The 26,150-nt window shown below is 70.7% G+C and carries 21 protein-coding genes; 12 read left to right on the forward strand and 9 right to left on the reverse strand.

What is annotated here, in order from left to right; translation table 11 throughout:
* A partial coding sequence (locus ACIBK1_RS39420; RefSeq protein WP_396740763.1) for a sugar ABC transporter ATP-binding protein occupies nt 1–1,076 on the reverse strand: 1,076 nt, incomplete at its 3' end.
* A gap of 20 nt (nt 1,077–1,096) precedes the next feature.
* Nucleotides 1,097–2,284 (reverse strand): ROK family protein, encoded by a 1,188-nt coding sequence (locus ACIBK1_RS39425; RefSeq protein ID WP_030511473.1) that lies wholly within the window; start codon nt 2,282–2,284, stop codon nt 1,097–1,099.
* Between the two features lie 155 nt (nt 2,285–2,439).
* Here ACIBK1_RS39425 and ACIBK1_RS39430 point away from each other — a divergent pair, with 155 nt between their 5' ends.
* Complete coding sequence (locus tag ACIBK1_RS39430) at nt 2,440–3,183, forward strand: beta-phosphoglucomutase family hydrolase (protein WP_396740765.1); 744 nt, start codon at nt 2,440–2,442, stop codon at nt 3,181–3,183.
* Nucleotides 3,180–5,585: a glycoside hydrolase family 65 protein gene (locus ACIBK1_RS39435; protein ID WP_396740767.1), complete on the forward strand. Its 2,406-nt coding sequence runs from the start codon at nt 3,180–3,182 to the stop codon at nt 5,583–5,585. The genes ACIBK1_RS39430 and ACIBK1_RS39435 overlap by 4 nt, the downstream gene beginning before the upstream one ends.
* 27 nt (nt 5,586–5,612) lie before the next feature.
* Here the strand turns inward: ACIBK1_RS39435 and ACIBK1_RS39440 are convergent, their stop codons facing one another.
* From ACIBK1_RS39440 to ACIBK1_RS39455, 4 genes are all read right to left on the reverse strand, one after another.
* On the reverse strand, nt 5,613–6,521 hold the full coding sequence (locus ACIBK1_RS39440) for an SDR family oxidoreductase (protein ID WP_030511470.1): 909 nt from the start codon (nt 6,519–6,521) through the stop codon (nt 5,613–5,615).
* 166 nt (nt 6,522–6,687) lie between these two features.
* The gene (locus tag ACIBK1_RS39445) at nt 6,688–7,752 is read right to left on the reverse strand and encodes an MBL fold metallo-hydrolase (RefSeq protein WP_051762499.1); all 1,065 of its coding nucleotides are present in this window, start codon (nt 7,750–7,752) and stop codon (nt 6,688–6,690) included.
* Between the two features lie 61 nt (nt 7,753–7,813).
* Nucleotides 7,814–9,133 (reverse strand): MFS transporter, encoded by a 1,320-nt coding sequence (locus ACIBK1_RS39450; RefSeq protein ID WP_363528080.1) that lies wholly within the window; start codon nt 9,131–9,133, stop codon nt 7,814–7,816.
* The gene (locus tag ACIBK1_RS39455; protein WP_030511467.1) at nt 9,126–9,707 is read right to left on the reverse strand and encodes a winged helix-turn-helix domain-containing protein; all 582 of its coding nucleotides are present in this window, start codon (nt 9,705–9,707) and stop codon (nt 9,126–9,128) included. Before ACIBK1_RS39455 ends, ACIBK1_RS39450 begins: the two co-directional genes overlap by 8 nt.
* A gap of 194 nt (nt 9,708–9,901) precedes the next feature.
* Between ACIBK1_RS39455 and ACIBK1_RS39460 the strand changes: the two genes are divergently transcribed.
* Nucleotides 9,902–12,439 carry a glycoside hydrolase family 9 protein gene (locus ACIBK1_RS39460; RefSeq protein ID WP_396740770.1) on the forward strand — a complete coding sequence of 846 codons (2,538 nt, stop codon included), beginning with the start codon at nt 9,902–9,904 and terminating at the stop codon, nt 12,437–12,439.
* Between the two features lie 65 nt (nt 12,440–12,504).
* On the opposite strand, the gene ACIBK1_RS39465 is transcribed toward ACIBK1_RS39460, so the two are convergent.
* On the reverse strand, nt 12,505–13,236 hold the full coding sequence (locus ACIBK1_RS39465; RefSeq protein WP_030511465.1) for a type 1 glutamine amidotransferase: 732 nt from the start codon (nt 13,234–13,236) through the stop codon (nt 12,505–12,507).
* Here ACIBK1_RS39465 and ACIBK1_RS39470 point away from each other — a divergent pair.
* From ACIBK1_RS39470 to ACIBK1_RS39495, 6 genes are all read left to right on the forward strand, one after another.
* A complete protein-coding gene (locus ACIBK1_RS39470) occupies nt 13,235–13,408 on the forward strand; it encodes a hypothetical protein (RefSeq protein ID WP_396740772.1) in 174 nt (57 codons plus the stop codon). The genes ACIBK1_RS39465 and ACIBK1_RS39470 overlap by 2 nt on opposite strands.
* Before the next feature lie 10 nt (nt 13,409–13,418).
* The gene (locus ACIBK1_RS39475; RefSeq protein WP_030511464.1) at nt 13,419–14,060 is read left to right on the forward strand and encodes a B3/B4 domain-containing protein; all 642 of its coding nucleotides are present in this window, start codon (nt 13,419–13,421) and stop codon (nt 14,058–14,060) included.
* 196 nt (nt 14,061–14,256) lie between these two features.
* Nucleotides 14,257–17,934, forward strand: coding sequence for a multifunctional oxoglutarate decarboxylase/oxoglutarate dehydrogenase thiamine pyrophosphate-binding subunit/dihydrolipoyllysine-residue succinyltransferase subunit (locus ACIBK1_RS39480; RefSeq protein WP_030511463.1), 3,678 nt, complete (start codon nt 14,257–14,259; stop codon nt 17,932–17,934).
* An 83-nt stretch (nt 17,935–18,017) separates the two neighbouring features.
* A complete protein-coding gene (locus tag ACIBK1_RS39485) occupies nt 18,018–18,194 on the forward strand; it encodes a DUF6104 family protein (RefSeq protein WP_167769298.1) in 177 nt (58 codons plus the stop codon).
* Between the two features lie 213 nt (nt 18,195–18,407).
* Complete coding sequence (locus ACIBK1_RS39490; RefSeq protein ID WP_396740774.1) at nt 18,408–19,229, forward strand: DUF4097 family beta strand repeat-containing protein; 822 nt, start codon at nt 18,408–18,410, stop codon at nt 19,227–19,229.
* 64 nt (nt 19,230–19,293) lie between these two features.
* Entirely contained in the window at nt 19,294–20,031 is a 738-nt protein-coding gene (locus ACIBK1_RS39495) for a helix-turn-helix transcriptional regulator (protein ID WP_030511461.1), read from the forward strand.
* A 179-nt stretch (nt 20,032–20,210) separates the two neighbouring features.
* Here ACIBK1_RS39495 and ACIBK1_RS39500 read toward each other — a convergent pair whose 3' ends face one another.
* Nucleotides 20,211–21,173, reverse strand: a complete 963-nt coding sequence (locus ACIBK1_RS39500) for a zinc-binding dehydrogenase (RefSeq protein ID WP_030511460.1) — start codon at nt 21,171–21,173, stop codon at nt 20,211–20,213.
* Between the two features lie 350 nt (nt 21,174–21,523).
* Between ACIBK1_RS39500 and ACIBK1_RS39505 the strand changes: the two genes are divergently transcribed.
* Nucleotides 21,524–22,684, forward strand: a complete 1,161-nt coding sequence (locus ACIBK1_RS39505) for a trypsin-like serine peptidase (protein ID WP_396740776.1) — start codon at nt 21,524–21,526, stop codon at nt 22,682–22,684.
* Nucleotides 22,685–22,816: 132 nt separating this feature from the next.
* On the opposite strand, the gene ACIBK1_RS39510 is transcribed toward ACIBK1_RS39505, so the two are convergent.
* Nucleotides 22,817–23,311: an SSI family serine proteinase inhibitor gene (locus ACIBK1_RS39510; RefSeq protein WP_051762497.1), complete on the reverse strand. Its 495-nt coding sequence runs from the start codon at nt 23,309–23,311 to the stop codon at nt 22,817–22,819.
* Nucleotides 23,312–23,522: 211 nt separating this feature from the next.
* Here ACIBK1_RS39510 and ACIBK1_RS39515 point away from each other — a divergent pair, with 211 nt between their 5' ends.
* Both ACIBK1_RS39515 and ACIBK1_RS39520 read left to right on the forward strand, forming a co-directional pair.
* Nucleotides 23,523–24,668, forward strand: a complete 1,146-nt coding sequence (locus tag ACIBK1_RS39515; RefSeq protein WP_051762496.1) for a trypsin-like serine peptidase — start codon at nt 23,523–23,525, stop codon at nt 24,666–24,668.
* Nucleotides 24,669–24,957: 289 nt separating this feature from the next.
* Nucleotides 24,958–26,139: a trypsin-like serine peptidase gene (locus ACIBK1_RS39520; protein ID WP_357316633.1), complete on the forward strand. Its 1,182-nt coding sequence runs from the start codon at nt 24,958–24,960 to the stop codon at nt 26,137–26,139.
* The last annotated feature ends 11 nt before the right edge of the window (nt 26,140–26,150 follow it).

Here is a 26,150-nt window from a genome sequence, read left to right on the forward strand (position 1 = left end):
ATGTTCTGCGCCACCGGATGATCCAGCAACAACGCCTGCGCCTTACGCTCCTCCGGCGCCAGACCCATCCCCATCCGCACCGCCCGCGTCGTACTACCCGGACGCACTACCCGACCGTCCAGCACCACCCGCCCACTGGCCCGCCGCGCACCGTAGATCGCCTCGACGATCTCACTACGCCCCGAACCCACCAGACCGGCCAGCCCGACGATCTCCCCCGCCCGGATATTGAACGACACCTGCTCAAACCGCCCCGCAAGCGTCAGGTTCTCCACCCGCAACACCTCAGGACGCCCCTCATGAGCACCCCCGTCCGGCCGCGGCGGAAACACATACTCCACATTCCGCCCCGTCATCAACGCCACGATCTGCGACGTCGGCGTGTCCTTGGCCGCCAAACCCACCGCGACCGTCCGCCCGTCCTTCAACACCGTGACCCGATCCCCGATCTCCCGGATCTCCTCCAGACGATGCGAGATATAGATCACCGCCACCCCCTGCGAGGTGAGATCACGGATCACCCGGAACAGATTGGCCACCTCGTCATGCGCCAACGCAGCCGACGGCTCATCCATGATGATCAACCGCGCCGAATGCGACAACGCCCGGGCCATACTCACGATCTGCTTGTGCGCCGGCGACAACCGGCCCACCTCCGTACGCGGCCGGATCTCCCCATGCCCCAACCGCCCCAGCAACCGCGCCGTCGCCCGATCGGCCTCACCCCGCCGCGAAAACCCCCACCTGGCCATCTCATGACCCAGGAAAATGTTCTCCGACACACTCAACCCGTCCACCAGGTCGAGCTCCTGATAAATCGTCGCGATGCCATGACCCATCGCCGCGGTCGGCGGCGCCAGCCGCACCGGCGAACCGTCCAGCAGCACCTCCCCCTCATCCGGCGCATGCGCACCCGACAAAATCTTGATAAGCGTGGACTTCCCGGCGCCGTTCTGCCCGAGCAGACAGTGCACCTCGCCGGCCCTGACCTCAAGGTCCACACCGTCCAGCGCGCGTACGCCGGGGAACTGCTTGACGATCCCCCTCATCTGCAGCAGGGGGTGTTCGTCGGCCATGGGGATCTCCCAAACGATGATCAGTTGGCGGAGTAGACGTGATCGCTGATGAGGCGGGTGGCGCCGATGACACCCGCGGTGTCGCTGAGTTCTGACAGCACGATCGGCAGGTTTCCGGTGGCGAGCGGCAGCGACCTGCGGTAGACGACGCTTCTGATCTCCGCGAGCAGCAGGTGGCCGAGCTTGGCCACGCCACCCGCGATGATCACGAGGCCGGGGTTGAAGAAGCTGACCAGGCTCGCCAGCACCTGACCCACCCGGCGTCCGCCGTCGCGGATCAGCCCGATCGCGCCCGCGTCGCCCTGCGCCGCCGCGGCGGCGACGTCCTCGGCCGTCAGCGTGCCCGCGACCGCGAGCCGTTCGGCCAGGTAGGGCGAGCCGCCCGAGCGTGCCACCACGACGGCCTCGCGCGCCAGCGCGGCGCCGCCGAAGTACGCCTCCAGGCATCCGGAGTTGCCGCAGGAGCAGACCGGCCCGAGGTCGTCCACCCGGATGTGGCCGATGTCGCCGGCGCTGCCGGACACCCCGCGGTAGATCTTCCCGTCCACCACGATGCCGCAGCCGATACCGGTGCCGATCTTGACGAGCAGGAAGTCGCCGACGTGCCGCGCGAGACCGGCGTGCAGCTCCCCGAGGGCCATGATGTTGACGTCGTTGTCGACCACCGCGGGACAGCCCAGCGCCTGCCCGACCGTCTCCCTGACCGGGTAGCGGTCCCAGCCCGGCATGATCGGCGGCACCACCGGAACGCCTTCGGCGAAGCTCACCGGCCCGGGGACGCCGATGCCGGCGCCGCTGAGTTCGGTGAACAGCCCGTCCCTGCTCAGCTTGCCGAGCAGTTCGACGGCCCGGTCGAGCACGAAGGCGGGCCCCTCTTTTATGTCGCAGGGCTCGCTCAGGTGACCGAGCACCTTGAGCTCTCCGTCGGTGACCGCGACGTCGATCGAGGTGGCGCCGATGTCGATCCCGGCGAACCGGATGTTGCGGGCAAGTCGCACGCGTCCCGAGCGCCTGCCCCCGCGTGAGGCGGCCAGTCCGTCGGGCTCGGCGAGTCCCAGCTCGATCAGCCGGTCCAGCTCGACGTTGAGCTTGGAGCGTGACAGGTCCACCACGTCGCCGAGTTCGGCGCGGGAATGCCCGCCGTCCCTCAGCAAACGCAGGAGCGCGGCCTGATGGACGTTCTCCGGCCTGATGGTCGTCCTCTTCACGTACGCCTCCGCGTCCCGGTGATTGGCTGGAAACGTACCCCTTTTCCGCTGATCAGGGAAGAGCTTTTATCGTTTCGATGCAACCTTTCGCTGAAATCAACAAAAGTTAGGAACGGCTGACGGGGTAGGAGTGCAGGAGGACGGTTGGAGGGCGCATGCTGGGGTTGCCTGACGAGGTGCGCGGCTGCCTGTTCGACATGGACGGGGTGCTCACGCGCACGGCCCGGATCCACGCCGCGGCGTGGAAGGAGATGTTCGACGAATACCTGCGCGATCGGGCGGCCGCCACCGACACGCCGTACGTGCCCTTCGACGAGGCCGGCGACTACGAGCGGTACGTCGACGGCAAGAAGCGCCTGGACGGCACACGGGGGTTCCTGCTGGCCAGGGGCATCGACCTGCCCGAGGGCAGGCCGGACGACCCGCCGGGCATGCCCACCGTCAACGGCCTGAGCAACCGCAAGAACGAGCTGGTCCAGGCGATCCTCGACCGGCAGGGCGTGGAGGTCTTCGAGGGCTCGCTGCGCTACCTGCGCGCCGTACGCGACGCGGGACTGCGCCGCGCGGTCGTCTCCAGCAGCGCCAACACCGTGCGCGTGCTCGCCGCGGCCGGGATCGACGACATGTTCGACGCGCGGATCGACGGCGAGGTGGCCAAGGAGCGCGGGCTTGCGGGCAAGCCCGCGCCCGACATGTTCCTCGCCGCCGCCGAGGCGCTCGGGATCGCGCCGGCCGAGGGCGCGGTGTTCGAGGACGCGCTGGCGGGGGTCGCCGCCGGGCGCGCGGGCGGCTTCGCCGTCGTGGTGGGCGTGGACCGCGGGCATCAGGCGCAGGCCCTGCGGGACAACGGCGCCGACGTGGTGGTGACGGACCTCTGCGAACTGCTGGACGAGAAATGATCAAGCATCCCGCCTTCATCGTCGAGCCGTGGTCGGTGCGGGAGTGCCACCTGCACACCGACGTGCTCGCCCAGACCGAGTCGGTGTTCGCACTGTCCAACGGGCACATCGGGCTGCGCGGCAACCTCGACGAGGGCGAGCCGTTCGGTCTGCCGGGCACCTACCTCAACTCCTTCTACGAGCTGCGCCCGCTGCCGTACGCCGAGGCGGGCTACGGCTACCCCGAGTCCGGGCAGACGGTCGTCAACGTCACCAACGGCAAGGTGATCCGGCTGCTCGTGGACGACGAGCCGTTCGACGTCCGCTACGGCACGCTGCACTCACACGAGCGGGTCCTCGACCTGCGGGCGGGGACGCTCATCCGGAAGGCCTGCTGGAGCTCGCCGACCGGGGCGCAGGTGCGCGTCACCTCGACCCGGCTCGTGTCCTTCACCCACCGGGCCGTGGCCGCGGTGCGCTACGAGGTGGAGCCGGTGGACCAGCCGCTCAACGTGGTCGTCCAGTCGGAGCTGGTGGCCAACGAGACCGTGCCGCCGCCGACCGCCGACCCCCGCGCCGCCGCCGCGCTGGAGGCGCCGCTGGTGCTGGAGGAGAACGTCACCGCGCGCAACAACGTGTGCGTCATGGTCCACTCCACCCGGGCCAGCAGGCTGCGGGTCGCCGCGGGGATGCGTCACGAGATCGAGGGCCCGGACGGCACCCGGGTCGAGTGCGACGGCGGCGGCAACGTCAGCCGGGTCACGATCGCCACCCGGCTCGTGCCGGGCGAGCGGCTGCGGCTGGACAAGTTCTTCGCCTACGGCTGGTCGGCCAAACGGTCCAGGCCCGCGATGCACGACCAGGTCGTGGCGGCGCTGGCGGCGGCCCGGCTCACCGGATGGGACGGCCTGTGCGCCGAGCAGCGCGCCTTCCTCGACGACTTCTGGGCGGGCGCGGACGTCGAGGTCGAGGGCGACGCCGAGGTGCAGCAGGCCGTGCGCTTCGGGCTGTTCCACCTGCTCCAGGCGGGCGCGCGGCTGGAGCGGCGGCCCATCCCCGGCAAGGGGCTGACCGGCTCGGGCTACGACGGCCACGCGTTCTGGGACACCGAGAGCTTCGTGCTGACGGTGGCCACCTACACCTACCCCCGGGCCGCCGCCGACGCCCTGACGTGGCGCGCCTCGATCCTGCCCCTCGCCCAGGCGCGGGCCGAGCAGCTCGGGCTGGCCGGGGCGGCCTTCCCCTGGCGCACGATCAACGGCGAGGAGTGCTCGGGATACTGGCCCGCGGGCACGGCGGCCTTCCACGTCAACGCCGACATCGCCGCCGCGGTCACGCGGTACGTCGACGCGACCGAGGACACCGATTTCGAGCGGGACATCGGCCTGCCGCTGCTCGTCTCGACCGCCCGGCTGTGGTGCGCCCTCGGCCACCACGACGCCGAGGGCCTCTACCGCATCGACGGCGTGACCGGCCCGGACGAGTACAGCGCCATCGCGGACAACAACGTCTTCACCAACCTCATGGCCCAGCGGAACCTGCGGGCCGCCGCCGCGACGGCCGTACGCCACCTCGACCGGGCCGAGCGGCTCGGGGTCACGCTGGAGGAGACGGCGATGTGGCGCGACTGCGCCGCCGCCATCTCCCTGCCGTACGACGAGCGGCTGGGGGTCCACGAGCAGAGCGAGGGGTTCACCGGGCACGCCGTGTGGGACTTCGCGGGCACGACGCCCGAGCAGTATCCGCTGCTGCTGCACTTCCCCTACTTCGACCTCTACCGCAAGCAGGTCGTCAAGCAGGCCGACCTCGTGCTGGCCATGCATCTGTGCGGCGAGGCGTTCACGCCCGAGCAGAAGGCGCGCAACTTCGCCTACTACGAGGCGCTGACCGTGCGGGACTCCTCGCTGTCGTCCTGCACTCAGGCCGTGCTCGCCGCCGAGGTGGGGCAGCTCGATCTCGCCTACGCCTATCTGGGCGAGGCCGCGCTGATGGACCTGCGCGACCTGGAGCACAACACCCGCGACGGCGTCCACATGGCCTCGCTCGCCGGGGCGTGGATCGCGCTGGTGGGCGGGTTCGGCGGCATGCGGGCACGCGACGGGCGGCTCCGCTTCGCGCCCCGCCTGCCGTCGGGCATCACCAGGCTCACCTTCCGCGTCCGCTACCGGGGCCGCCTGCTGCGGGTCGACATCACCCAGGACGGCACGACGTACCGGCTTCTGCACGGCCCGCCGCTCACGCTGTCGCACCACGGCGAGGAGCTCACGCTGGGCGCGCAGCCGCAGGCCCGGCGCAACGCGCCGCCGCCCTTCCCTGACCTGCGGGTCAAGCAGCCGCCGGGCCGCGAGCCCGCACCCCGGCGGCCCGGGGACCTGTCCCGCGATCTCATCGGCCCGGCCGAGGAGCCGGCCGAGGAGCTCTGACGGCCCGGCCGGCGCGACGAGGGAGGGTCAGAGCATCGCCTGCAGGGAGGCGCCGGCCTGCTGGCCCAGTGTGGTGGGGAGATAGGGCTGCTCGGCCATGACGGCCTCCCAGTTGTCGCGGATCGCCTCGATGGTGAGGTCGTCGGTCCGCCAGCCCGGCCCCTCGGCCACGAACACCCTGGCGATCCGCCCGGCGCCGACCGAGAACACCTCGCCGGTGGTCTCGCAGCTCTCGTGGGCCAGGTAGGCCACCAGCGGGCTGACCCGCTCGGGGGTGAACCTGCTCTCGAACTCCGCGGGCAGCAGCGTCTCGGTCATCCGCGTCCACGCGACCGGGGCGATCGCGTTGGCCTTGATGTTCGCCCGCGCGCCCTCGATGCCGAGGGTCTTGGTGAGGCCCACCAGGCCCATCTTGGCCGTCGAGTAGTTGGCCTGGCCGAAGTTGCCGAACAGCCCGGCGGGCGAGGAGGTGTTCACGATCCGTCCGTACGCCTGCTCCTTCATATGCGGGAACGCCGCGCGGCTGACCAGGAACGAGCCGCGCACGTGCACGGCGATCACGGCGTCGAACTCCTCGACCGTCATCTTCCCGAACGACCGGTCGCGCAGGATGCCGGCGTTGTTGACGACGACGTCGACGCGGCCGAACGCGTCGAGCGCCGTCCGCACGATCGCCTCCGCGCCCTCCGGGGTGGCGACGTTGTCGGTGCTGGCCACCGCCTCCCCGCCGTTCTTCACGATCAGTTCGGCGACCTCCGCCGCGGGGCCGGAGGACGCGCCGGAGCCGTCGAGGGCGCCGCCGAGGTCGTTGACCACGACCTTCGCCCCGCGCCGGCCGAGCAGCAGCGCGTGCGACCGGCCGAGCCCGTGTCCGGCTCCGGTGACGATCGCGACCTTTCCGTCGAACCTCAGCTCGGACCCCTCAGCAGCCGTCATGGCGCCACCCTTCGATAAAGAGAACAAGGTTCTGGTAGCACTTTAACCTCTGGCGGCGGTGCCGGCCGGTGCCGTGTCGTGGTGCGTCAGACGGCGACGTCGCCGCCGTGACCACCGTCCTGGACGTCGTCGCCGCCGGGTGCGACGGTATGGCCGCGGGCGGCCGTCAGGCGGACGGCGCGTACCAGAGGTCGGGCTCGCCCGGCACGCGGGTGACCATGTCCCGCCGCTCCAGCCACACCAGGTGGGCGAGCGTCTCGTTGTTGGCCGCCCGCCGCATGTACGCGGGGATCTCCTCCCAGCTGCGCGACCAGGTGAGCCGGGTGGCGATGTCCCAGCAGGCGGAGCCGTCGCCCTCCGCCACGACGCGCCGCACCTCCGCCAGCCGCTCCTCGTGGTGCCCGATCACGTAGTCCACGCGCTTCGCCAGCTCCAGGAAGCGGTACTCGTGGGCGGGCAGCACCTCCTCGACGTCGAGCTTGCCCACCGCCCGCAGCGCGTCGAGGTAGTCGGCGAGCGGGTTGGCCGTCGACTGGGGGTGCACGGCGACCATCGACGTGATCCGGGCGAGCACGTGGTCGCCGGAGAACAGCAGCCTGCGCTCCGGCTCCACGAAGCACAGGTGACCGGGCGAGTGGCCGGGGGTCCACATCGCCCGCAGGTTCCAGCCGGGCAGGTCGAGCCGGTCGCCGTCCTCGATGAGCCGGTCGGGCGTCGCCATCGTGACGAACTGGCGCACCATGACCGACGCCCCGGCGAGCTCCTGCGCCGTCATGTCCGGCACCCCGCACCTGACCAGCAGGGACCGCTCCCGCTGCACGAGCGACTCGATCGCCGACTCGTCGTAGCGGTCGTGCACGAGGCGGGCGTCGGCCGGATGCAGCCCGATCCAGGCGCCGGAGGCCTCCCGGATCCGCCCGGCCAGGCCGTAGTGATCCGGATGGATGTGCGTGACCAGCACGGCCTTCACGTCGGTGATCTCGTACCCGGCCGTGGCGAGCCCCGCGACGAGCGCCTCGTACGCCTCCTCGGTGTTCCATCCGGCGTCGATGATCACAACCCCGTCCGGGATCTCCAGGGCGTAGACCAGGACGTAGCGCAGCGGGTTGATCGGGATCGGGACGGGAATCGACCACAGCCCCGGCCGCACTCGCTCGACCTCGGGCAGTCCCCCGCCCAGCCACGCCGCGCGCTGCGCCTCGTTCGCCGCGGTCACGATCACCTTGCTCATCCGGCTCCCGCCCCTTTCGCCGCCCTGCCCGCTTGATTGTGCCGTCTTACCGAATTTGGTTCTACTGGGGGTGCCTCGGAGCGGGACCGGCCGGGAGGCGTACGTACAGAAGCGCGGAGGCGAGGACGACCCCGGCGGTGAGCGCCCAGACGGGGCCCACGCCGGCGACCCCCGCCAGCGGCACGAGGCAGAGCGAGGAGAGCATGCCGCCGAACTGGAGCTGCAGGGAGTCCACCGACATGACGGTGGCCCGGCGCTCTGCGGCGACCCGCTGGTGCAGCAGTTCGGATCTGAGCAGGGAGGCGACCGCGAGCGCGGTGAACAGGAGCACGTAGGCCGCCGCGGTCGCGACGACCCCGGCCGCGCCCCGCAGGACCGTCGATGCGGCCAGCGCGACGACCGCCGCCCCCGTGACGACCGTGGCCGAGGCGGCCGCGCGGACCGAGCCGCGGACGAGCCGGGCGACCGGCGGCGCGAGGGAACTGCCGAGCGCGTTGGCGGCGAAGCCGGCGAAGGTCACGAAGCTGTAGGCCGCGCCGCCCGTCTCGGATCCTCCGGTCAGGGCGGCGAGGCGGCCGGGGGTCAGCAGCTCGATGCTGTTCAACATCACACCGGCCCCGGCGGCCAGCAGCAGCAACCGCCCGAGGGCGCGGTCGGCCAGGCCGAGCCGGATCCCGGCGACGATCGTCACCGGCACGTCGCGAACCACCTCGGCCAGCCGTGCCGCCGCCCGGCCGGGTCCCCTCCCCGTACGGCTCGGCTCGCGCATGAGCACGAGCACGGCCACGAGGAGGACGATCGCGGCCCCCGCCCCCGCCCAGACCGGCGCGGCCAGCGGATCCCGGCGTACGGCCAGCGGGAGCAGGCCGCCGGCGAGCGTGCCGAGCGCCAGGGCGGCCGAGCCCGCGACGTTGCCGGCCGCCAGCCCGGGCTTCAGGTCGGCGGCCGGGCCGTATCGGGCGTGCAGGGTGTCGACGTACCACGCCTGCGCCGGCCCGCTGGACAGCGCACGCGCGGCGCCCTTGAGCACGGACGCGACCAGGAACGGCCACACCGAGTGCGCCAGCGCCATCACGACCAGTCCGGCCACGCTGACGACGGCCGACGCAGCGAGCACCGGGCGTCTCCCGAGGACGTCGGCCAGCCCGCCCGTCGGCAGTTCGAGCACGACGATCGTGACCGAGTAGGCCCCGCTGACCAGGCCTACCTCGGCGATGTCCAACCCCCTGGCGGACATCAGCAGCACCATCGGCGCCAGCATGAGGCCGGTCGGCAGCCAGGTGAGGAACTCGATCGCGGCGTAGCGCCCGTGCTCACGCATGCCCGGCCGCGGCGTCTCGGCGAGCGATCGCTCGGGCTCGCCCACGACCGGCTCACTCATGACCGGCCGCCGGGTCCCGGCGCGGATGGGCCGCCAGCAGGACCGCGACCTGACGCGCGTCCGGGTCGTCCCGATCCCGCTCTGCGGCCTCCAGGAGCATGGCCGACACCCGCTCGTAGAGGGACGCCACCGTCGCCGGCGACAGCCGCACCACCACGTCGGACATCCCCGCGGCCTCGACCCACGCCTCGCTCCACAGGTCGCGCTCGCGCTCGAAGTTCTCCACGTCGGCCGTGAGCTTTTCGAGCTGACGCCGCCGCAGGAACGCCGCGGCCTCGCGGCCCTCGGCGGTCGCGGCCATCTCCACGTCGCTCCAGGAGGTGAAGCGGTGGATCGCCCGCCACCGGCGCTCGCGCCGGTCGCGCCGGTCGGGATCGGCCTCCAGGAAGCCATACCTGGCGAGCTGGCGCAGGTGATAGCTGGTGGCGCCGGAGCTCTCCCCGAGGCGCCCGGCCAGCTCGGTCGCGGTCGCCGGGCCGTTCGCGCGCAGCTCCCCCAGCAGCCGCGCCCGCAGCGGGTGGGCCACCGCCTTCAGAATGCGGGGATCGTCGACGTGGAAGACCTCGTGATCCATACGGCCGACGCTAACCTCGCAAAGATAGTTTTGCAAAAGTCTCTTTGCGGAAATGTAAGTTTCAGCCGCGTCCCCTCGCAATGGCCGGTCAGGCGCGTCTCGCCGCCCCGATCGTTGACGCCCGTGGAAAGCCGAAGGAAGCATGCGAGTCGCCTCCCACCTTGGGAGCGCTCCCACTCTCCCCGAGGACCACTGTGCTCAGACGAATCGGCATCCTCGCCGTGGCGGCACTGGCCACGGCCTGCCTGACCGGCGCACCTCCCGCCACGGCGGACGAGGGCCCGGAACAGGTCCCCAACGGCACGTTCGACACCACCACCGACCCGTGGTGGCACACCGAGAACCTGAACTTCGAGCTGTCCGACGGCCGGCTCTGCTCCGACGTCCCCGCGGGCACGACCAACCCCTGGGACGCGATCATCGGGGTCAACGACATCCCGCTGGTCAAGGACGAGACCTACGCGTTCAGCTTCTTCGCCACCGCGAACCCCGGGAAGGTCGCCAGGGCGTACGTCCAGCTCCCGGTCGACCCCTACACGCAGTACGTGTCGGCCGCCCCCGAGCTGAGCGTCTCCGGCAACACCTACAGCTACACGTTCACCTCGCCGGTCGACCTGCCCAACGCGCAGGTCGTCTTCCAGCTCGGCGGCAGCGCGACGGCGTGGCGGTTCTGCATGGACAACGTCTCGCTCAAGGGCGGGGCGCCGCCTGAGGTCTACACGCCCGACACCGGCCCCCGGGTCCGCGTGAACCAGGTGGCCTACCTGCCCAAGGGCCCCAAGAACGCCACCGTGGTCACCGACGCCACCGAGGCGCTGCCCTGGCAGCTCAAGAACTCCGCCGGGACCGTGGTCGCGCACGGCACGACCACCCCGCGCGGCGTCGACGCCAGCTCCGCCCAGAACGTCCACTCGATCGACTTCGGCGCGTACACGAAGGCCGGGACCGGCTACACGCTGACCGCCGACGGCGAGACGAGCCGGCCGTTCGACATCAAGCCCGACGCGTACGCCGGCCTCAAGCTCGACGCGCTGAAGTTCTACTACACCCAGCGCAGCGGGATCGCGATCGACGACGCCCTGCGTCCCGGCTACGGCCGGCCCGCCGGCCACGCGGGCGTCGCCCCCAACCAGGGCGACACGAACGTGCCCTGCCAGCCGGGCGTCTGCGACTACTCCCTCGACGTGTCCGGCGGCTGGTACGACGCGGGCGACCACGGCAAGTACGTCGTCAACGGCGGCATCTCGGTCGCCCAGCTCATGAGCGAGTTCGAGCGCACCAAGAACGCCGCGACCGCCAAGCCGATCGGGAGCCTGAACATCCCCGAGAGCGGCGACGACGTCCCCGACGTGCTCGACGAGGCCCGCTGGGAGCAGGAGTTCCTGCTGAAGATGCAGCGCTCCGACGGCATGGTCCACCACAAGATCCACGACGAGAACTGGACCGGCCTGCCGCTGCTGCCGCACCTCGACTCGCAGAAGCGTGAGCTGCACCCGGTCTCCACGGCCGCCACGCTCAACCTCGCCGCGACGGCCGCCCAGTCGGCCCGGATCTTCGCGCCGTACGACGCCGCGTTCGCCGCGAAGAACCTCGCGGCGGCGAAGAAGGCGTGGACGGCGGCCAAGGCGCACCCGGACCTGCTGGCCTCCCCCTCCGACGGCGTCGGCGGCGGCACCTACGACGACGCCAACGTCAGCGACGAGTTCTACTGGGCCGCGGCCGAGCTCTACATCACGACGGGCGACAAGGAGTACAAGGACTTCGTCCTCGCCTCGCCGCACCACACGGCCGACATCTGGAAGACGGGCGCCATGGACTGGGGCAACGTCGCGGCGCTCGGCCGCCTCGACCTGGCGACCGTGCCCAACGCCCTGCCCGGACGCGACGAGGTGCGCGCCTCGGTGGTGGCCGGCGCGGACAAGTACCTCGCCGCGCTGAAGGCCCACCCGTACGGCCTGCCGTACGCCACGACGTCCTACGACTGGGGATCGAACAGCATCGTCGTCAACAACCTGGTGGTCATCGCCACGGCCTACGACCTCACCGGCGACGTGAAGTACCGCGACGGCGTGCTGGAGGGCATCGACTACATCTTCGGCCGCAACGCGCTCAACCAGTCGTACGTGACCGGTTACGGCGAGGTGGCGTCGAAGAACCAGCACACCAGGTGGTACGCCCACTCGCTGGACACCTCGCTGCCGAACCCGCCGCGCGGCACGCTCGCGGGCGGCCCCAACTCCGCCATCCAGGACCCGGTGGCCCAGGCGAAGCTCAAGGGCTGCGTGGCGCAGTTCTGCTACATCGACGACATCGGCTCCTGGGCGACCAACGAGCTGACGATCAACTGGAACTCGCCGCTGTCGTGGATCTCGGCGTTCGTCGCCGACCAGGGCGACGGCGCGGTCAAGGCGCCGGGCGGGTGCAAGGTTACCTACACCACGCACGGCTCGTGGCCGACGGGCTTCACCACCCAGATCACGCTCAAGAACACCGGCACGAAGGCGATCGACGGCTGGTCGCTGAAGTGGTCGTTCCTGGGCGGCCAGAAGATCGACATCGGCTGGAACGCCAAGTTCTCCCAGCAGGCGGCCACCGTGACCGCCGGGAACGAGTCGTACAACAAGACCATCCGGCCGGGCCAGTCGATCACCTTCGGCTTCAACGGCCAGGGCGCGCCGGGGGCCAACCCCGCGCCCGACCTGTTCACGCTGAACGGCGCCGCCTGCGCCTGACCCGATCCGCACCGGATCGGTAAGACTCCGGCCGCCGTCCCGGCAGGGGCGGCGGCCGGTTCCATTCACCCCCTGCGTCGTCGGGGGCGTTCCTCCTTGACCAAGGCGGCGAAACGGAAGGCGACCTCACCCCAGGCGGCCCGCGAGAGCGGGTCGTCGGTCACGGCGGCGGCGTACAGCTCGTCGACGTCGAGACCCCGCCTGCGGGTGTGCTCGACGTCCCACTTCCGGATGCGTTCCGGCCCGACCTCGGGGTGGAACTGCACGCCCCAGGCGCGGTCGCCCAGCCGGAACGCCTGGTAGGGGCAGCGTTCGGTCTCGGCGAGCCACACCGCGCCCGGCGGCAGGGCCGTGACGGCGTCGATGTGGTTCTCGATCGCCGGGACGGCCGCGGGCAGCCCGCCGAAGACCACGTCGTCCGCCGCCTCGGCCCTCATGGTGATGGACGTGCTGCCGTGCTCGGGCGCCCCGGCGTCGCCCTGGACCTTCCCGCCGCCGACCGAGGCCAGCATCTGGCCGCCCAGGCAGATGCCGAAGAACGGCGCCGACCGGGCGAGGGCCTGCTCGACGAGCGCGCGGGTGGCCGGCAGCCAGGGCGCCCTGTCGTCGTCGTCCGGCAGGTAACCGCCGCCGAGCACGAGCAGGCCGTCGTGCTCCAGTCGCGGTGGGAGGGCGGAACCGTCGAAGGCGGTGACCACGTCGACGGCGACCCCGGCGGCGTCCAGCCATTCCCCGAACCGCCCGGGACCTCCGTTCGCTCCGTTCTGTACGGCGAGCACACGTGGCGTGTCCGGCATGAGCCCGGACTCTACCGCCCTCGCCCCCGGACGCCGGGCGGCGGCCGCTCCCCCGCCCCCTGACGGGGGTCACAGGTCCGTCGTCCAGGGCACGTCCACCCAGGCCAGGGATGGCGCCACCCGGGCCGGCCTCGACGCGGCGGCGACGCTCGCCCTGCGGGCGTGGCCGTAGGCTGTCGGGCGTGATCGACGACATCTGGGTGGACGACGCCGTCACGGCGCTGCGTCCGGACTTCGCCGTCCTGGTGGTCTGCGCGTACGGCCTGCGCAACGGGCCCTCCGACGACCGTTCGCGGGCCTGGCTCGCCGACGCGGCGGCCGACGCCGTGCCGCTCGACGACGAGAGGATCGAGGCCTGGCGGGCGGCCTACCGCGCCTTCGGCGCCAAGCCCCAGCGCACCCGGCCTTCGGTCGACGCGCTGGTCCGCCGGATGCCGCTCCCCGAGATCAACCTGGTGGTGGACGCCTACAACAGCGTGTCCGTACGGCACGGCCTCCCGATCGGCGGCGAGGACCTGCGCCGCTACCAGGGCGCCGCCCGGCTGGTGCGGGCCGCGGGAGACGAGCCCTCGGAGGAGGCGCTGGGCGACCCCGAGATCGGCGAGGTGGTGTGGCGCGACGACGCGGGCGTCACCTGCCGGCGGTGGAACTGGCGGCAGTGCGTCAGGACGAGGATCACCGAGGAGACGGTGGACGCCCTCTTCCTGCTGGAACGCCTCGAACCGCTCTCTCTCGACGCGCTGCGCGCCGCGGGCGACGACCTTGCCGGTATGCTGTCCGATATAGCTCCCAATATCCGGATCGAGTCGCGGCTCATCGGCTGACCAGTCGTTGTGACCAGAGGGTAAGGGACACCTCACCACCCAGACGGGCTATCCGCGCGTGACCTGTTTTATCGATCCTGGGAGGATGGGCCGGGACCTGCGACCCGCCGGGGCGCACGTCGGTGTGTGAGGCGAGTAGCCTTGGACAGGTTCACCAAACATCAACGCCGATCTGCGGAAGAGGGCGATTTCCGCCGTGTCGTCTGAGTCGTCGCGGTCAAACCCACTGGCAAGCTTTGGGCAAAATGAGTGGCTTGTCGATGAGTTGTACCAAAAGTATCTCGAAGATCCCGAGTCTGTTGACCAGGCCTGGTGGCACTTCTTCGCTGACTACAACGGGACGGCCAAGCCCGCTCCGTCCAAGTCCGCGGTCGGCGCGAACGGCGCGACCGCGACGGCCGCGCCAGAGGCTCCCGCTCCGGTGAGCCCGGCCCCGCAGACGGCGCCACCGCAGCCGAAGCCGCAGGCGAAGCCCGAGGCCAAGGCGCCCGCCAAGCAGCAGACCCCGGCCGGCGCGGTCGAGGAGAAGCTGCGCGGCGCCGCCGCGCGCACCGCCGCCAACATGGAGGCCTCGCTGGTCGTTCCCACGGCCACGAGCGTCCGCGCGGTCCCCGCGAAGCTGTTGATCGACAACCGCATCGTCATCAACAACCATCTGTCCCGCGGACGCGGCGGCAAGATCTCCTTCACCCACGTCATCGGCTACGCGATCGTCCGGGCGCTGAAGTCCATGCCCGAGATGAACCACTCGTACGCCGAGGTGGACGGCAAGCCGGTCCTCGTCAAGCCCGAGCACGTCGGGCTCGGCCTCGCGATCGACGTGCAGAAGAGCGACGGCTCCCGCCAGCTCCTGGTGCCGTCGATCAAGCAGGCCGAGAGCATGGACTTCCGCCAGTTCTGGGTGGCGTACGAGGAGATCGTGCGCAAGGCCCGCGCGGGCAAGCTCGGCGTGGAGGACTTCCAGGGCACGACGATCTCCCTGACGAACCCCGGCACGATCGGCACGGTCCACTCGGTGCCGCGGCTGATGCCCGGCCAGGGCACGATCATCGGCGTCGGCGCGATGGAGTACCCCGCGGAATACCAGGGCGCCTCGGCGGAGACGCTGTCCCGCCTTGCCATCAGCAAGGTGATGACGCTCACCTCCACCTACGACCACCGGATCATCCAGGGCGCCCAGTCGGGCGACTTCCTGCGCCGCATCCACCAGCTCCTGCTCGGCGCCGACGGCTTCTACGACGAGATCTTCGAGTCGCTGCGCATCCCCTACGAGCCGGTGCGCTGGGTGCAGGACATCTCGGCCACCCACGACGACGACGTCGCCAAGTCCGCGCGCGTGCTGGAGCTCATCCACGCCTACCGGGTCCGCGGCCACCTCATGGCCGACACCGACCCGCTGGAGTACCGCCAGCGCAAGCACCCGGACCTCGACATCCAGTCGCACGGCCTGACGCTGTGGGACCTGGAGCGCGAGTTCCCCACGGGCGGCTTCGGCGGCAAGCCGCTGATGAAGCTGCGCGACATCCTCGGCGTGCTGCGCGACTCGTACTGCCGCACGATCGGCATCGAGTACATGCACATCCAGAACCCCGAGGAGCGGGCCTGGATCCAGGCGCGGGTGGAGCGGCCGCACTCCAAGCCCAGCCGCGAGGAGCAGCTGAACATCCTCCGCAGGCTCAACACCGCCGAGGCGTTCGAGACCTTCCTGCAGACCAAGTACGTCGGCCAGAAGCGGTTCTCGCTGGAGGGCGGCGAGTCGCTGATCCCGCTGCTCGACTCGGTGATCAGCGACGCGGCGGCCGAGCGCCTCGACGAGGTCGTCATCGGCATGGCCCACCGCGGCCGGCTCAACGTGCTCGCCAACATCGTGGGCAAGTCGTACGCCCAGATCTTCGGCGAGTTCGAGGGCAACATCGACCCCCGCAGCTCGCACGGCTCCGGCGACGTGAAGTACCACCTCGGCGCGAGCGGCGACTTCACGACCGTCGACGGCAACAAGATCAGCACGTCGGTGGTGGCGAACCCCTCGCACCTCGAGGCCGTCGACCCCGTCCTGGAGGGCGTGGTCCGGGCCAAGCAGGACCTGCTTGAGCGCGGCGAGGAGGGCTTCACCGTCCTGCCTGTGCTCGTCCACGGCGACGCGGCGTTCGCCGGTCAGGGCGTGGTCGCCGAGACCCTGCACCTGTCCCAGCTGCGCGGCTACCGCACCGGCGGCACCGTCCACATCGTGGTGAACAACCAGGTCGGCTTCACCACCTCCCCCGCGTCCTCGCGGTCGAGCGTGTACGCCACCGACGTCGCGCGCATGATCCAGGCGCCGATCTTCCACGTGAACGGCGACGACCCCGAGGCGGTCGTGCGGGTCGGCCGGCTCGCCTACGAGTACCGCCAGACGTTCCGCAAGGACGTCGTCATCGACATGGTCTGCTACCGGCGGCGCGGTCACAACGAGGGCGACAACCCGGCGTTCACGCAGCCGCTGATGTACGACCTCATCGACGCCAAGCGCTCGACCCGCAAGCTGTACACCGAGGCCCTCATCGGCCGCGGGGACATCACGGTCGAGGAGGCCGAGCAGGCGCTGCGCGACTACCAGGAGCAGCTTGAGCGGGCCTTCACCGAGACCCGTGAGGCCGTCAAGCAGCCGCCGGCGCCCGGCGCGGTCCGGGTTCCGGAGCCCGACGAGCTGATCCCGTGGTCGCACGAGGACACCAAGACGGCGATCTCGGAGGAGGTCGTCAAGCGGGTCATCGACACCCAGCTCAACCTGCCCGAGGGCTTCACCGTCCACCCGCGTCTCGCCCCGGTGATCCAGCGCCGCGGCGCGATGGTCTCCGAGGACGCGATCGACTGGGCGACCGGTGAGCTGCTCGCGTTCGGCTCGCTGCTCATCGACGACCACCCGGTCCGCCTGGTCGGTCAGGACTCCCGGCGCGGCACCTTCGGCCAGCGGCACGCCGTGCTGGTCGACCGCGTCACGGGCGATGAGCACACCCCGCTCAAGACGTTCAACCAGGGCACCACGAAGTTCTACGTGTACGACTCGCTGCTCAGCGAGTTCGCAGCCATGGGCTTCGAGTACGGCTACAGCGTGGTCCGCCCGGACGCCCTGGTCGCCTGGGAGGCGCAGTTCGGCGACTTCGCCGACGGCGCCCAGTCGATCATCGACGAGTTCATCTCGTCGGGCGAGCAGAAGTGGGGTCAGCGCTCCTCGGTCGTGCTGCTGCTGCCGCACGGTTACGAGGGCCAGGGCCCGGACCACTCCTCCGCCCGCATCGAGCGCTACCTGCAGATGTGCGCGCAGGACAACATGACGGTGGCGCAGCCGAGCACCCCGGCGAACTACTTCCACCTGCTGCGCTGGCAGGTGCTGTCGGAGCGGCGCAAGCCCCTCATCGTGTTCACGCCCAAGTCGCTGCTGCGGCTCAAGGCGGCGGCCTCGGCCACCTCGGAGTTCACCTCCGGCGCCTTCCGCCCGGTCATCGGCGACTCGACGGTGGACCCGTCGGCGGTCCGCAAGGTCGTGGTCTGCTCGGGCAGGATCTACTACGACCTGCTCGCGCGGCGCGAGAAGGAGGGCAGGAAGGACGTGGCGCTGGTGCGCCTGGAGCGCATCTACCCGTTCCCGGAGAACCCGCTCAAGGCCGAGCTGGCCCGCTACGGCGCGGACGCGGAGCTGCTCTGGGCGCAGGACGAGCCCGTCAACATGGGCCCGTGGCCCTACCTGAGCCTGAAGATGGTGGAGAAGCCCGACCTGCTCGGGGGCCGCACCTTCCGCCGGGTCTCGCGTACGCCGAACTCCTCGCCGGCCGTCGGTTCGCACTCCAAGCACGACGAGGAGCTGCGCGGCATCCTGGACGAGATCTTCGGCTGAGCGAGGATTCCGTACCACTGAGGAGGTCCCCCACGCCCGTGGGGGGCCTCTCTCCATGATCAGGTCATTCACTGGAGCGAGGTATGTACTTCACCGACAGGGGGATCGAGGAGCTCGTCGAGCGCCGCGGCGAGGAGGAGGTCAGCGTGGGCTGGCTCGCGGAGCGGCTGCGTGAGTTCGTGGACCTCAACCCCGAGTTCGAGGTGCCCGTCGAGCGGCTGGCCACCTGGCTCGCGCGCCTGGACGAAGACGACGACTGACGACCACGACCCACGAAGACGACCCACGAAGTCGACTGACGGGGACGGCTGACGGGGACGGGCGCACGACGAGACCCAGGGTCCGGGGGCGGACGCGGAAAACGCGATACATCTTGACTTTGCACAAACGCGATATATCTTGTTTGTGGATGGTTCGTCCGCGCGGATGCCGACCCGCGCGGGCGCAGGACTTCGCGTGGAAGGGCCTGAGTGATGCCCCAATGGACGATCGACTCCCCCGGACGGCTCACGTTCGGAGCGGTCACCGCGCTCAACGTGCGCATCGTGGCCGGCCGGCTGGCCGTGCTGGCCAGTGACGGCCCGCCGACCCTCGAAGTGACGGAGGTGGACGGCGCGCCGCTGGTGGTGACCCATGACGACGACGGCCGCCTGACCGTCGCGTACAAGGACCTGACGTGGGACGGGATCCTCGGGTGGTTACGCCCGGGCCCGCGCAGGACCACGCTGACGCTGACCGTGCCGAGGACGTGCCCCGTCCAGGCCGGGGTCGTCTCCGCCTCCGCCGTCGTGGCGGGCATGGAGGCGACCACCGGCGTGAAGGGCGTGTCGGGGGAGATCGTCCTCGACGGCGTCAGCGGCGAGGTGCAGGCCGAGACGGTCTCGGGCTCGGTGGAGAGCCGGAGCCTGGCCGGCGACCTGTCCTTCTCCAGCGTCTCCGGCGACCTCACCGTGGCCGCGGGCCGGCCGCGGCGGCTGCGCGCCAACACCGTGTCGGGCCGCGTCACCGCCGACCTCGAACTGGAGCCCACCGGTCACGTCACCGTGAACAGCATGTCGGGCGCGATCGTCGTACGGCTCCCGCACGACGTGGACACCGACGTGTCCGTCCACTCGACCTCAGGCAGGATCGAGTCGGCCTTCCCCGAGTTGCGCGTCGCCTCGGCCCCGGGAGCCCGTTCGCTCAGCGGCCGGCTGGGCGGCGGCATGGCGTCCCTCTCGGCGATCACGGTGTCCGGCGCCGTCACCCTGCTCAGCGGCCAGCCCGCCGGCAGGAGAGAAGAGGAGAGAGCGTGAGCGAGCGAACAAGGCGACACCGTGGCGGGCGACGGCCGCTCCGAGCCGAAGGCGGGGAGACGGCATGAGCCCCGTGTTCGGGCACGGCAGGCTGCGGCTCTACCTGCTGAAGCTGCTGGAGGAGAGCCCGCGGCACGGCTACGAGATCATCCGGCTCCTGCAGGACCGCTTCCTCGGCGTCTACTCCCCCTCCCCCGGCACGATCTACCCCAGGCTGGCCCGACTGGAGGACGAGGGCCTGGTCACCCACGAGGTCGTGGACGGCAAGAAGGTCTTCACCCTCACCGACAAGGGGCGGGCCGAGCTCAACGACCGGATGGACGAGCTGGCCGACCTGGAGCAGGAGATCACCGCCTCGGTGCAGGACATCGCGCGCGAGGTGAAGGAGGACGTGCGGCAGACCGTGCGATCCCTCCGCGAGGAGCTCACCCAGATGGCCAGGGACATCGGCCACGACAACCGCGACCCGCGGCGCGAGCAGAAAGACGAGTGGCGGCGGCAGCGCGACCACGCCAGGGAGGAGTGGCGCAGGCAGAAGGAGGAGTGGCGCCGCCACAAGCGCCAGTGGCAGGAGGAGAGCGAGCGCTGGCAGCACGAGTGGCGCCGGATCTGGGAGGAGTCCTGGGGGGCCGGCGGCGGCCGGCAGGGCGGGCACGACGCCGCGCTCAGCCGGATGCTGGCCGACTTCGTCGCCGACGTCCACCGGTCCTCCGGCGCGGGCGTGTCCGAAGGAGCCCTTGCCGAGTGCCGGGCCGCCCTCGACGAGGCCGCCGAGCGCATCCGCCAGGCGCTGCGTTCCTGACCTGGGTCGTCAGCCGGACCGCCGACGACCGAGCCGGACCGCCGGACGACCGGGCGTTCCGGCTCCGCCTCACGGCGCTCCGCCGCGCCGGGTCCGGTGGCCCGCCGCGGCGGACGGACGTGGGCCGCCGCGGCGGACGGACGTGGGCCGCACGACGCCTTCCGCGCCCCGGCCCCTCGTCAGAGTGTGAAGACCACCTTGCCGAAGACCTCGCCGCGGTGCATGGCCGCGAAGCCCTCCTCCGCCTCGGCCAGAGGCAGCACCCGGTCGATCATCGGCCGGACACCCGTCTGCTCCAGGAACACCGCGAGCCGCGCGAGCTGCGCACGCGTCCCCATCGTGGATCCGATGATCGACTTCTGCAGGAAGTAGACCTGCGCGAGCTGTGTCGCGGCGACCATGCCGCTCGTCGCGCCGCAGGTGACGATCCGGCCGCCCGGGCGCAGGGAGCTGAGCGAGTGCTTCCAGGTGGCCTCGCCGACCGTCTCCATGACGGCGTCCACCCGCTCGGGCAGCCGTGCGCCCGTCTCGAAGACCCGGTCGGCGCCGAGCGCGAGGGCCCGTTCCCGCTTGTCCTGCGAGCGGCTCGTCGCCCAGACGCGGAAGCCGCCGGCCCGGCCGAGCGCGATCAGCGCGGTCGCCACGCCGCCGCCGGCGCCCTGGACCAGGATGGTGGAGCCCGGCTCGAGCCCGGCCTTGTCGAAGATCATGCGGTAGGCCGTCAGCCAGGCCGTGGGCAGGCAGGCGGCCTCCTCGAAGGAGATCGCCGCGGGCTTGGGCACCAGGTTGCGGCGGGGCACCGCGACCTTCTCCGCGAACGTCCCGTCGTACTTCTCCGACAGCAGCGAACGCGCCGGGTCGAGCGTCTCGTCCCCGTCGACCGGCGTGCCGATGACGGAGTGGACGATGACCTCGTTGCCGTCCTCGTCCACCCCCGCCGCGTCGCAGCCGAGCACGATCGGCAGCCGCTCCTGGCTGATCCCCACGCCCTTGAGGGTCCACAGGTCGTGGTGATTGAGCGCGGCGGCCCGGACCGTTACGGTCGTCCATCCCTCCGGTACGACCGGCTCGGGGTGGTCCCCGAACGTCAGGCCCTTGATCGGGTCGTCCGGATCGAACTGTGTGGCGGTGACGGCGAACATGCCAGAACATTACTCCGGCCGTCGCGCCCGGCCCGGACATCCCCCGCACGGCTCGCCGCCGCGCGCCTTTTGATACCGGAGACCATCACTGGGACCAGAGCGCCGGAAATCAAACAAGACCGGTCAAGAATGGCGCGTCAACCCGCCGGCGCCGCCACGCGACGCCGTACGGCCAAGGCGCCATGACCTGGCACGATCAATCCCATAACCGCTCGCTATGGATAACAGATAGGGCAAAGTGCCGATTGTTCTCGTTATAGCCGCGGCAATTAGCAAGATCCGGTCATTAATCTCGGAGCGTTTTCCTGCGGAATGGGACGCACCCTCACCGTCCCAGGGAAAGGAGCTCCATGATCCCCCGAGCACGGCGTCTGGCCGTTCCCCTCACCGGCGCGCTCCTCGCGACCGCCGTGGCCGGCGCCATCCCGACGGCCTCCTGGGCCGCCACCGGCGCGGCCACGGCCATCGCGGCGGCACAGGCCGCCCCCGGCGACGTGACCGTCGAGGCCGCGCCCCAGACGCCCGACAAGGCCGCCGCCTTCTGGTCACCCCAGCGGTTGCGGGCGGCCACGGACTACACCGAGGAACTCGGCACCTCCGTCAAGGGCTTCGGCAGGGCCGGCGCCGCCATCCCGGACGGCAAGGCGGGCACGGTCCCGCCGATCGGCGCGGGCACAGGCGGAGCCGGCGGTTCCGGCACGATCAGCAAGCAGGTCAACCTGCCCCGCACGGTCGGCCGGGTGTTCTTCACCCTGCCGGGCAGGAACTCCCTGGACCCCAAGAGCTGGAAGTACTGCTCCGGCACCTCCGTGCAGGGCCGCTACCGCAACGTCGTCGCGACGGCCGGGCACTGCGTCTACGACCCGGTGACCAGCCGGTTCTACGACAACTGGGTGTTCGTCCCGTCGTACTGGGACGGAGATCAGGCTCGGGAGGGAAAGGCGCCCTACGGCATCTATCCGGCGAAGTGGTTCCAGGTGCACGACGACTTCGTGGCCAGGGACGACTACGACTACGACTACGCGTTCGTGAACGTGTCGTCGGGCTTCACGCTCACGCCCAGGAAGGACAGGGGCGTCACCCGGTACGCACGCACCCCGGCCGGCCGCCTCGGCGACAACGTGGGCGGCCAGGGCTTCACCTGGAACCGCAGCCCCAAGGTCACGGTCTTCGCGTTCGGCTATCCCGCCGGGCCGCACCCCGACGGCGACCGCCCCTTCACGGGACGGACGATGAAGTGGTGCTACGGCCGGTCGGCTCCGATGCCTGCCGTACCGAAGCACGACATCCAGGAGCACCTCGGGATCGCGTGCGGCATGACCTCCGGCGCCGGCGGCGGCCCCTGGCTGATGGGCTACAAGAGCGCGACCCGCATGGGCTACCTGAACGGCATCAGCAGCGTGGCGTGGGACAGCGACGGCAACAACAGGTACGACAAGATTTCCTCGCCGTACTTCAACGGCGAGACCTACGACGTCTACAAGGTGGCCGACAACCGGTGGACACCGTGACCGCGGACGTCTGACCGCACGGCCATTAGGTCAGGCAGGGGGCCCGGCGGGACTTCGCCGGGCCCCCTCGTGTCACGGCTCCCCTGCGCACCTTTACGTTCCCTGTACGCCGCGTGCGGTCGACTGGCATCGTCAGAAGTCGAACAGCGCCCCGGCGGCCGATTTCAGCTCACAGTCGTTGCCGAAGGTGCGCCCGAACTGGAAGTACTTCCCGTCCCATATGCCGCTGGCGGTGACCGTGACAGGTGCGTAGATCATCGTGCAGGGCTCGGCCGCGTTCACCCGCAGAGCGCTCGGGTCGACGCCCGCCCTGTTCAGCCACGCGCACGCCTTCTCCGCCGAAGGGTGCGAGCCGCCCACCGGAGAGCAGTTCAGGAACGCCGACCGCGCCGGCGGCTCCGCCTTCTCGCCGTTCGCGACGGTCAGGATCACCGCCCGCACCCGGGAGGCGACCGACGGCTGCGACGCCCGCAGGGCGACCTCGGGCGGCGGTGGAGCCGGCAGGGTGTCGGCCCGCGCCGGGGCCGACGTCGCCCCGTCGCCGGACACGCCCGGCTGGGCCCACGCTGAGGCAGAGGGGCCGGCGGCCAGCGCCGCACCGGCCAGTAGGACAAGCAGCGGTTTCATGCGATCCCCCCGTTTCCGCTGGTGACCAGCGTTCTCACGGGAGGCCTCCGGGGCAAGCGTCCACTCCGGACCTCACCGGAAACATGGCGTACCACAGATCACATCGGTTCCGCTCGATTCATAACGAGCTGGACAAGAAGGTGTGCCACAACCGTATGGATCTGGAAAAATCACCCCTTACTGACCATATCTCCGCCCCGAGAGGCTCACGGTGACCAGGAAGCTCACACTCGCCGCGGCCGGCGTCGTCGCCGCCGCGAGTGCGGTCGCCGTGATGTGGAGTCAGGAACCGGCCGTTCCCGCGACCGCCGTGGCCCACGCGGCCACGACGCCGGTCTCCGCGGTGACCGGCGTCAACAACAACACCGGCGTCAACAAGAACGGGGTCAGCGCCTTCCCCCTCGCTTCCAGCCAGGCGGACGAGCAGCGGGTGGCGGCCTACTGGAGCCCCGAGCGGCTCAAGCAGGCGAGCAGCTACGTGCCGAGCACGAAACCGTCCCCCTCGACCAGGAGCACGACCTCCGCGGTGGAGGTGGGCCCCGGAGACGCGAAGACCCGCACGGGGGCTCCGCGGGCCGCGACGCCCCCGCCCGCGGCCACCCCGCCGATGGTGGGCAAGGTGTTCTTCAAGGTCGGCGACAAGGAGTACTGGTGCTCCGCCTCCGCGGTGCACTCCGCCCACCGCAACCTCGTCGCCACCGCGGGGCACTGCGCGTACGCGCTGTCGCAGGACAAGCCGGTGCAGAACTGGGTCTTCGTCCCCGGCTACCACGACGGCGTCGCCCCTTCCGGCATCTTCGTCGGCCACACGCTCTACATGCAGGAGGACTTCGCCGGCCAGGGCGACTTCGACCGCGACTACGCCTTCGTGACCGTGCACCGGGGCTTCTCCTGGCAGCCGTACGTGGAGAGCGGCAGGCTCAAGTACCGCTCCGTCGACGTGGGCCGGCTGGAGGACAAGGTCGGCGCCTTCCGTTTCGCCTCCGGCAAGCCGCTCGGACGAGCGACGTACGTCTTCGGCTACCCGGCGGGCGCCAATCCCGACGGCAGCCGCCCGTACTCGGGACAGGCGGTGAAGTCCTGCGACGGCACCACCGAGAAGAAGTTCGTCAGCGCGCCGACCTGGCAGCTCGAGCACGGGGTGCGGCTGCCGGGCTGCCCGTTCACCGCCGGCGCCAGCGGCGGCCCGTGGGTGACCGGCTACAACGCCGCCACGCGGACCGGCTACCTCAGCGGCATCACCAGCCTGACCTGGAACCTCAGCGGCGGCGGACGCCTCGACGCCGTCTCCACGCCCTACTTCAACCAGCTGACCAAGCGGGTGTACGCCCAGGCGAGCAAGCAGGGCACGGGCTGACCTTCTTCACACCCGGCGAACCCCTATGTGTGATTTGCATCACACGTCAACGCTCTTCTCGACTGCGCCGCGTGCTCGATTTGACACGGACGGCGTCCGAGGGGACCTGCGCTGATCGCCCCGCACGCCTCAGCTCCTGACAAGCGCTGTCGAGGATCACGGAAAAGTCACGTGAGCGATGTGCCGGAAAACGCGTAAAACACGGATAAAGGCGAGAGGTACTGTCTTTACTAGCCCTTTACTGACGGGTGGGACGCATGTGGCGTGCCACGACAGCACCTGGAGATTCATGAACACGCGAGTCAAGCGCCTTATCCTCCCCATCGGGGGCGTGGCCGTCGCCGGCCTCGTCGGGGCCACGATGGCGGCGCCGGCTCAGGCCGCCGGTGACACGGCTCACGACACCCTGGCCGGCAGCGGCCTCGCCGCGAAGAACGTCATCGCCTACTGGCTCAACCAGAAGGCCTCCAACCTGGTCCACGCCACCCCGTACGGGTACGAGAGCCAGGTCAGCGCCAAGCACATCTCCACCGGCGGGCCGTCCGCCGACAGCAAGCCCGGAACCGTCTCCGCCACCGGCGGCGGGAAGTCCGCCGGCAGCCTGAAGAACGTGAACCTGCCGCGCACCACCGGCAAGGTCTTCTTCCGCGGCGGCGACGGCAGGCCGCACTGGTGCAGCGCGACCTCCGTGCACTCGAAGTACGGCAACCTGGTCGCCACGGCCGGGCACTGCGTCTACGACACCAAGACGAACCGGGCCACCATGGACCGCTGGGTGTTCATCCCCGGCTACTACCAGGGCAAGGCGCCGTGGGGCATCTACGTCGGCAAGACGGCCTACACCCACTACGACTTCGACGTCTACGAGGACGGCGACCGCGACTACGCCTTCGTGACCGTCTACAACGGCATCAAGGCGGGGCGCGGCGGCGACCTGCGCAACGTCGCCGAGTGGAGCTGGAAGCAGGTCGACAAGAAGACCTACACCGGCCACGACCGCTTCCTGCGCAAGAGCAAGGGCGGCAAGTACTACGTCGTCAAGTTCACCGACGCCGGCCGGCTCGAGAGCAACGTCGGCGCGCAGGGCCTGGCCTACAACCAGAAGGTCGGCAGCTCGGTCTACGTGTTCGGTTACCCGAGCGGGTCGCACCCGGACGGCAACCACGCCTTCACCGGCCAGACCCTCAAGTGGTCGTACGGCAAGACCTTCGCCGCCAAGGCCCCCGCGGTCAAGGGCGAGGAGCTCGTGGGCGTCAAGTCGTCCTTCACCGGTGAGGGCTCCTCGGGCTCGTCGTGGCTGCTGCGGTACAGCAGCGCCAAGCGGCTCGGCTACCTCAACGGCGTCACCAGCGGCGTCTCGGACACCGACGGCAACAAGCGGATCGACACCAGCGTCTCCCCGTACTTCGACGGCGAGACCTACGGCGTCTACAAGGCCGCCGCCGGCAACTGGTCCGGCTCCATCGCCTGAGTCGCGGGCAT

The organism is Microbispora rosea (assembly GCF_044460045.1).
Classification (GTDB): domain Bacteria; phylum Actinomycetota; class Actinomycetes; order Streptosporangiales; family Streptosporangiaceae; genus Microbispora; species Microbispora rosea.

Bases quoted from the DNA above. Each gene is read 5' to 3' on its own strand.
- ACIBK1_RS39430 (WP_396740765.1), top strand. From the start codon at position 2,440: ATGCTGGGGTTGCCTGACGAGGTGCGCGGCTGCCTGTTCGACATGGAC.
- ACIBK1_RS39435 (WP_396740767.1), top strand. From the start codon at position 3,180: ATGATCAAGCATCCCGCCTTCATCGTCGAGCCGTGGTCGGTGCGGGAG.
- ACIBK1_RS39440 (WP_030511470.1), bottom strand. From the start codon at position 6,521: ATGACGGCTGCTGAGGGGTCCGAGCTGAGGTTCGACGGAAAGGTCGCG.
- ACIBK1_RS39445 (WP_051762499.1), bottom strand. From the start codon at position 7,752: ATGAGCAAGGTGATCGTGACCGCGGCGAACGAGGCGCAGCGCGCGGCG.
- ACIBK1_RS39450 (WP_363528080.1), bottom strand. From the start codon at position 9,133: ATGAGTGAGCCGGTCGTGGGCGAGCCCGAGCGATCGCTCGCCGAGACG.
- ACIBK1_RS39455 (WP_030511467.1), bottom strand. From the start codon at position 9,707: ATGGATCACGAGGTCTTCCACGTCGACGATCCCCGCATTCTGAAGGCG.
- ACIBK1_RS39470 (WP_396740772.1), top strand. From the start codon at position 13,235: ATGAGCCCGGACTCTACCGCCCTCGCCCCCGGACGCCGGGCGGCGGCC.
- ACIBK1_RS39465 (WP_030511465.1), bottom strand. From the start codon at position 13,236: ATGCCGGACACGCCACGTGTGCTCGCCGTACAGAACGGAGCGAACGGA.
- ACIBK1_RS39485 (WP_167769298.1), top strand. From the start codon at position 18,018: ATGTACTTCACCGACAGGGGGATCGAGGAGCTCGTCGAGCGCCGCGGC.
- ACIBK1_RS39490 (WP_396740774.1), top strand. From the start codon at position 18,408: ATGCCCCAATGGACGATCGACTCCCCCGGACGGCTCACGTTCGGAGCG.
- ACIBK1_RS39495 (WP_030511461.1), top strand. From the start codon at position 19,294: ATGAGCCCCGTGTTCGGGCACGGCAGGCTGCGGCTCTACCTGCTGAAG.
- ACIBK1_RS39500 (WP_030511460.1), bottom strand. From the start codon at position 21,173: ATGTTCGCCGTCACCGCCACACAGTTCGATCCGGACGACCCGATCAAG.
- ACIBK1_RS39505 (WP_396740776.1), top strand. From the start codon at position 21,524: ATGATCCCCCGAGCACGGCGTCTGGCCGTTCCCCTCACCGGCGCGCTC.
- ACIBK1_RS39510 (WP_051762497.1), bottom strand. From the start codon at position 23,311: ATGAAACCGCTGCTTGTCCTACTGGCCGGTGCGGCGCTGGCCGCCGGC.
- ACIBK1_RS39520 (WP_357316633.1), top strand. From the start codon at position 24,958: ATGAACACGCGAGTCAAGCGCCTTATCCTCCCCATCGGGGGCGTGGCC.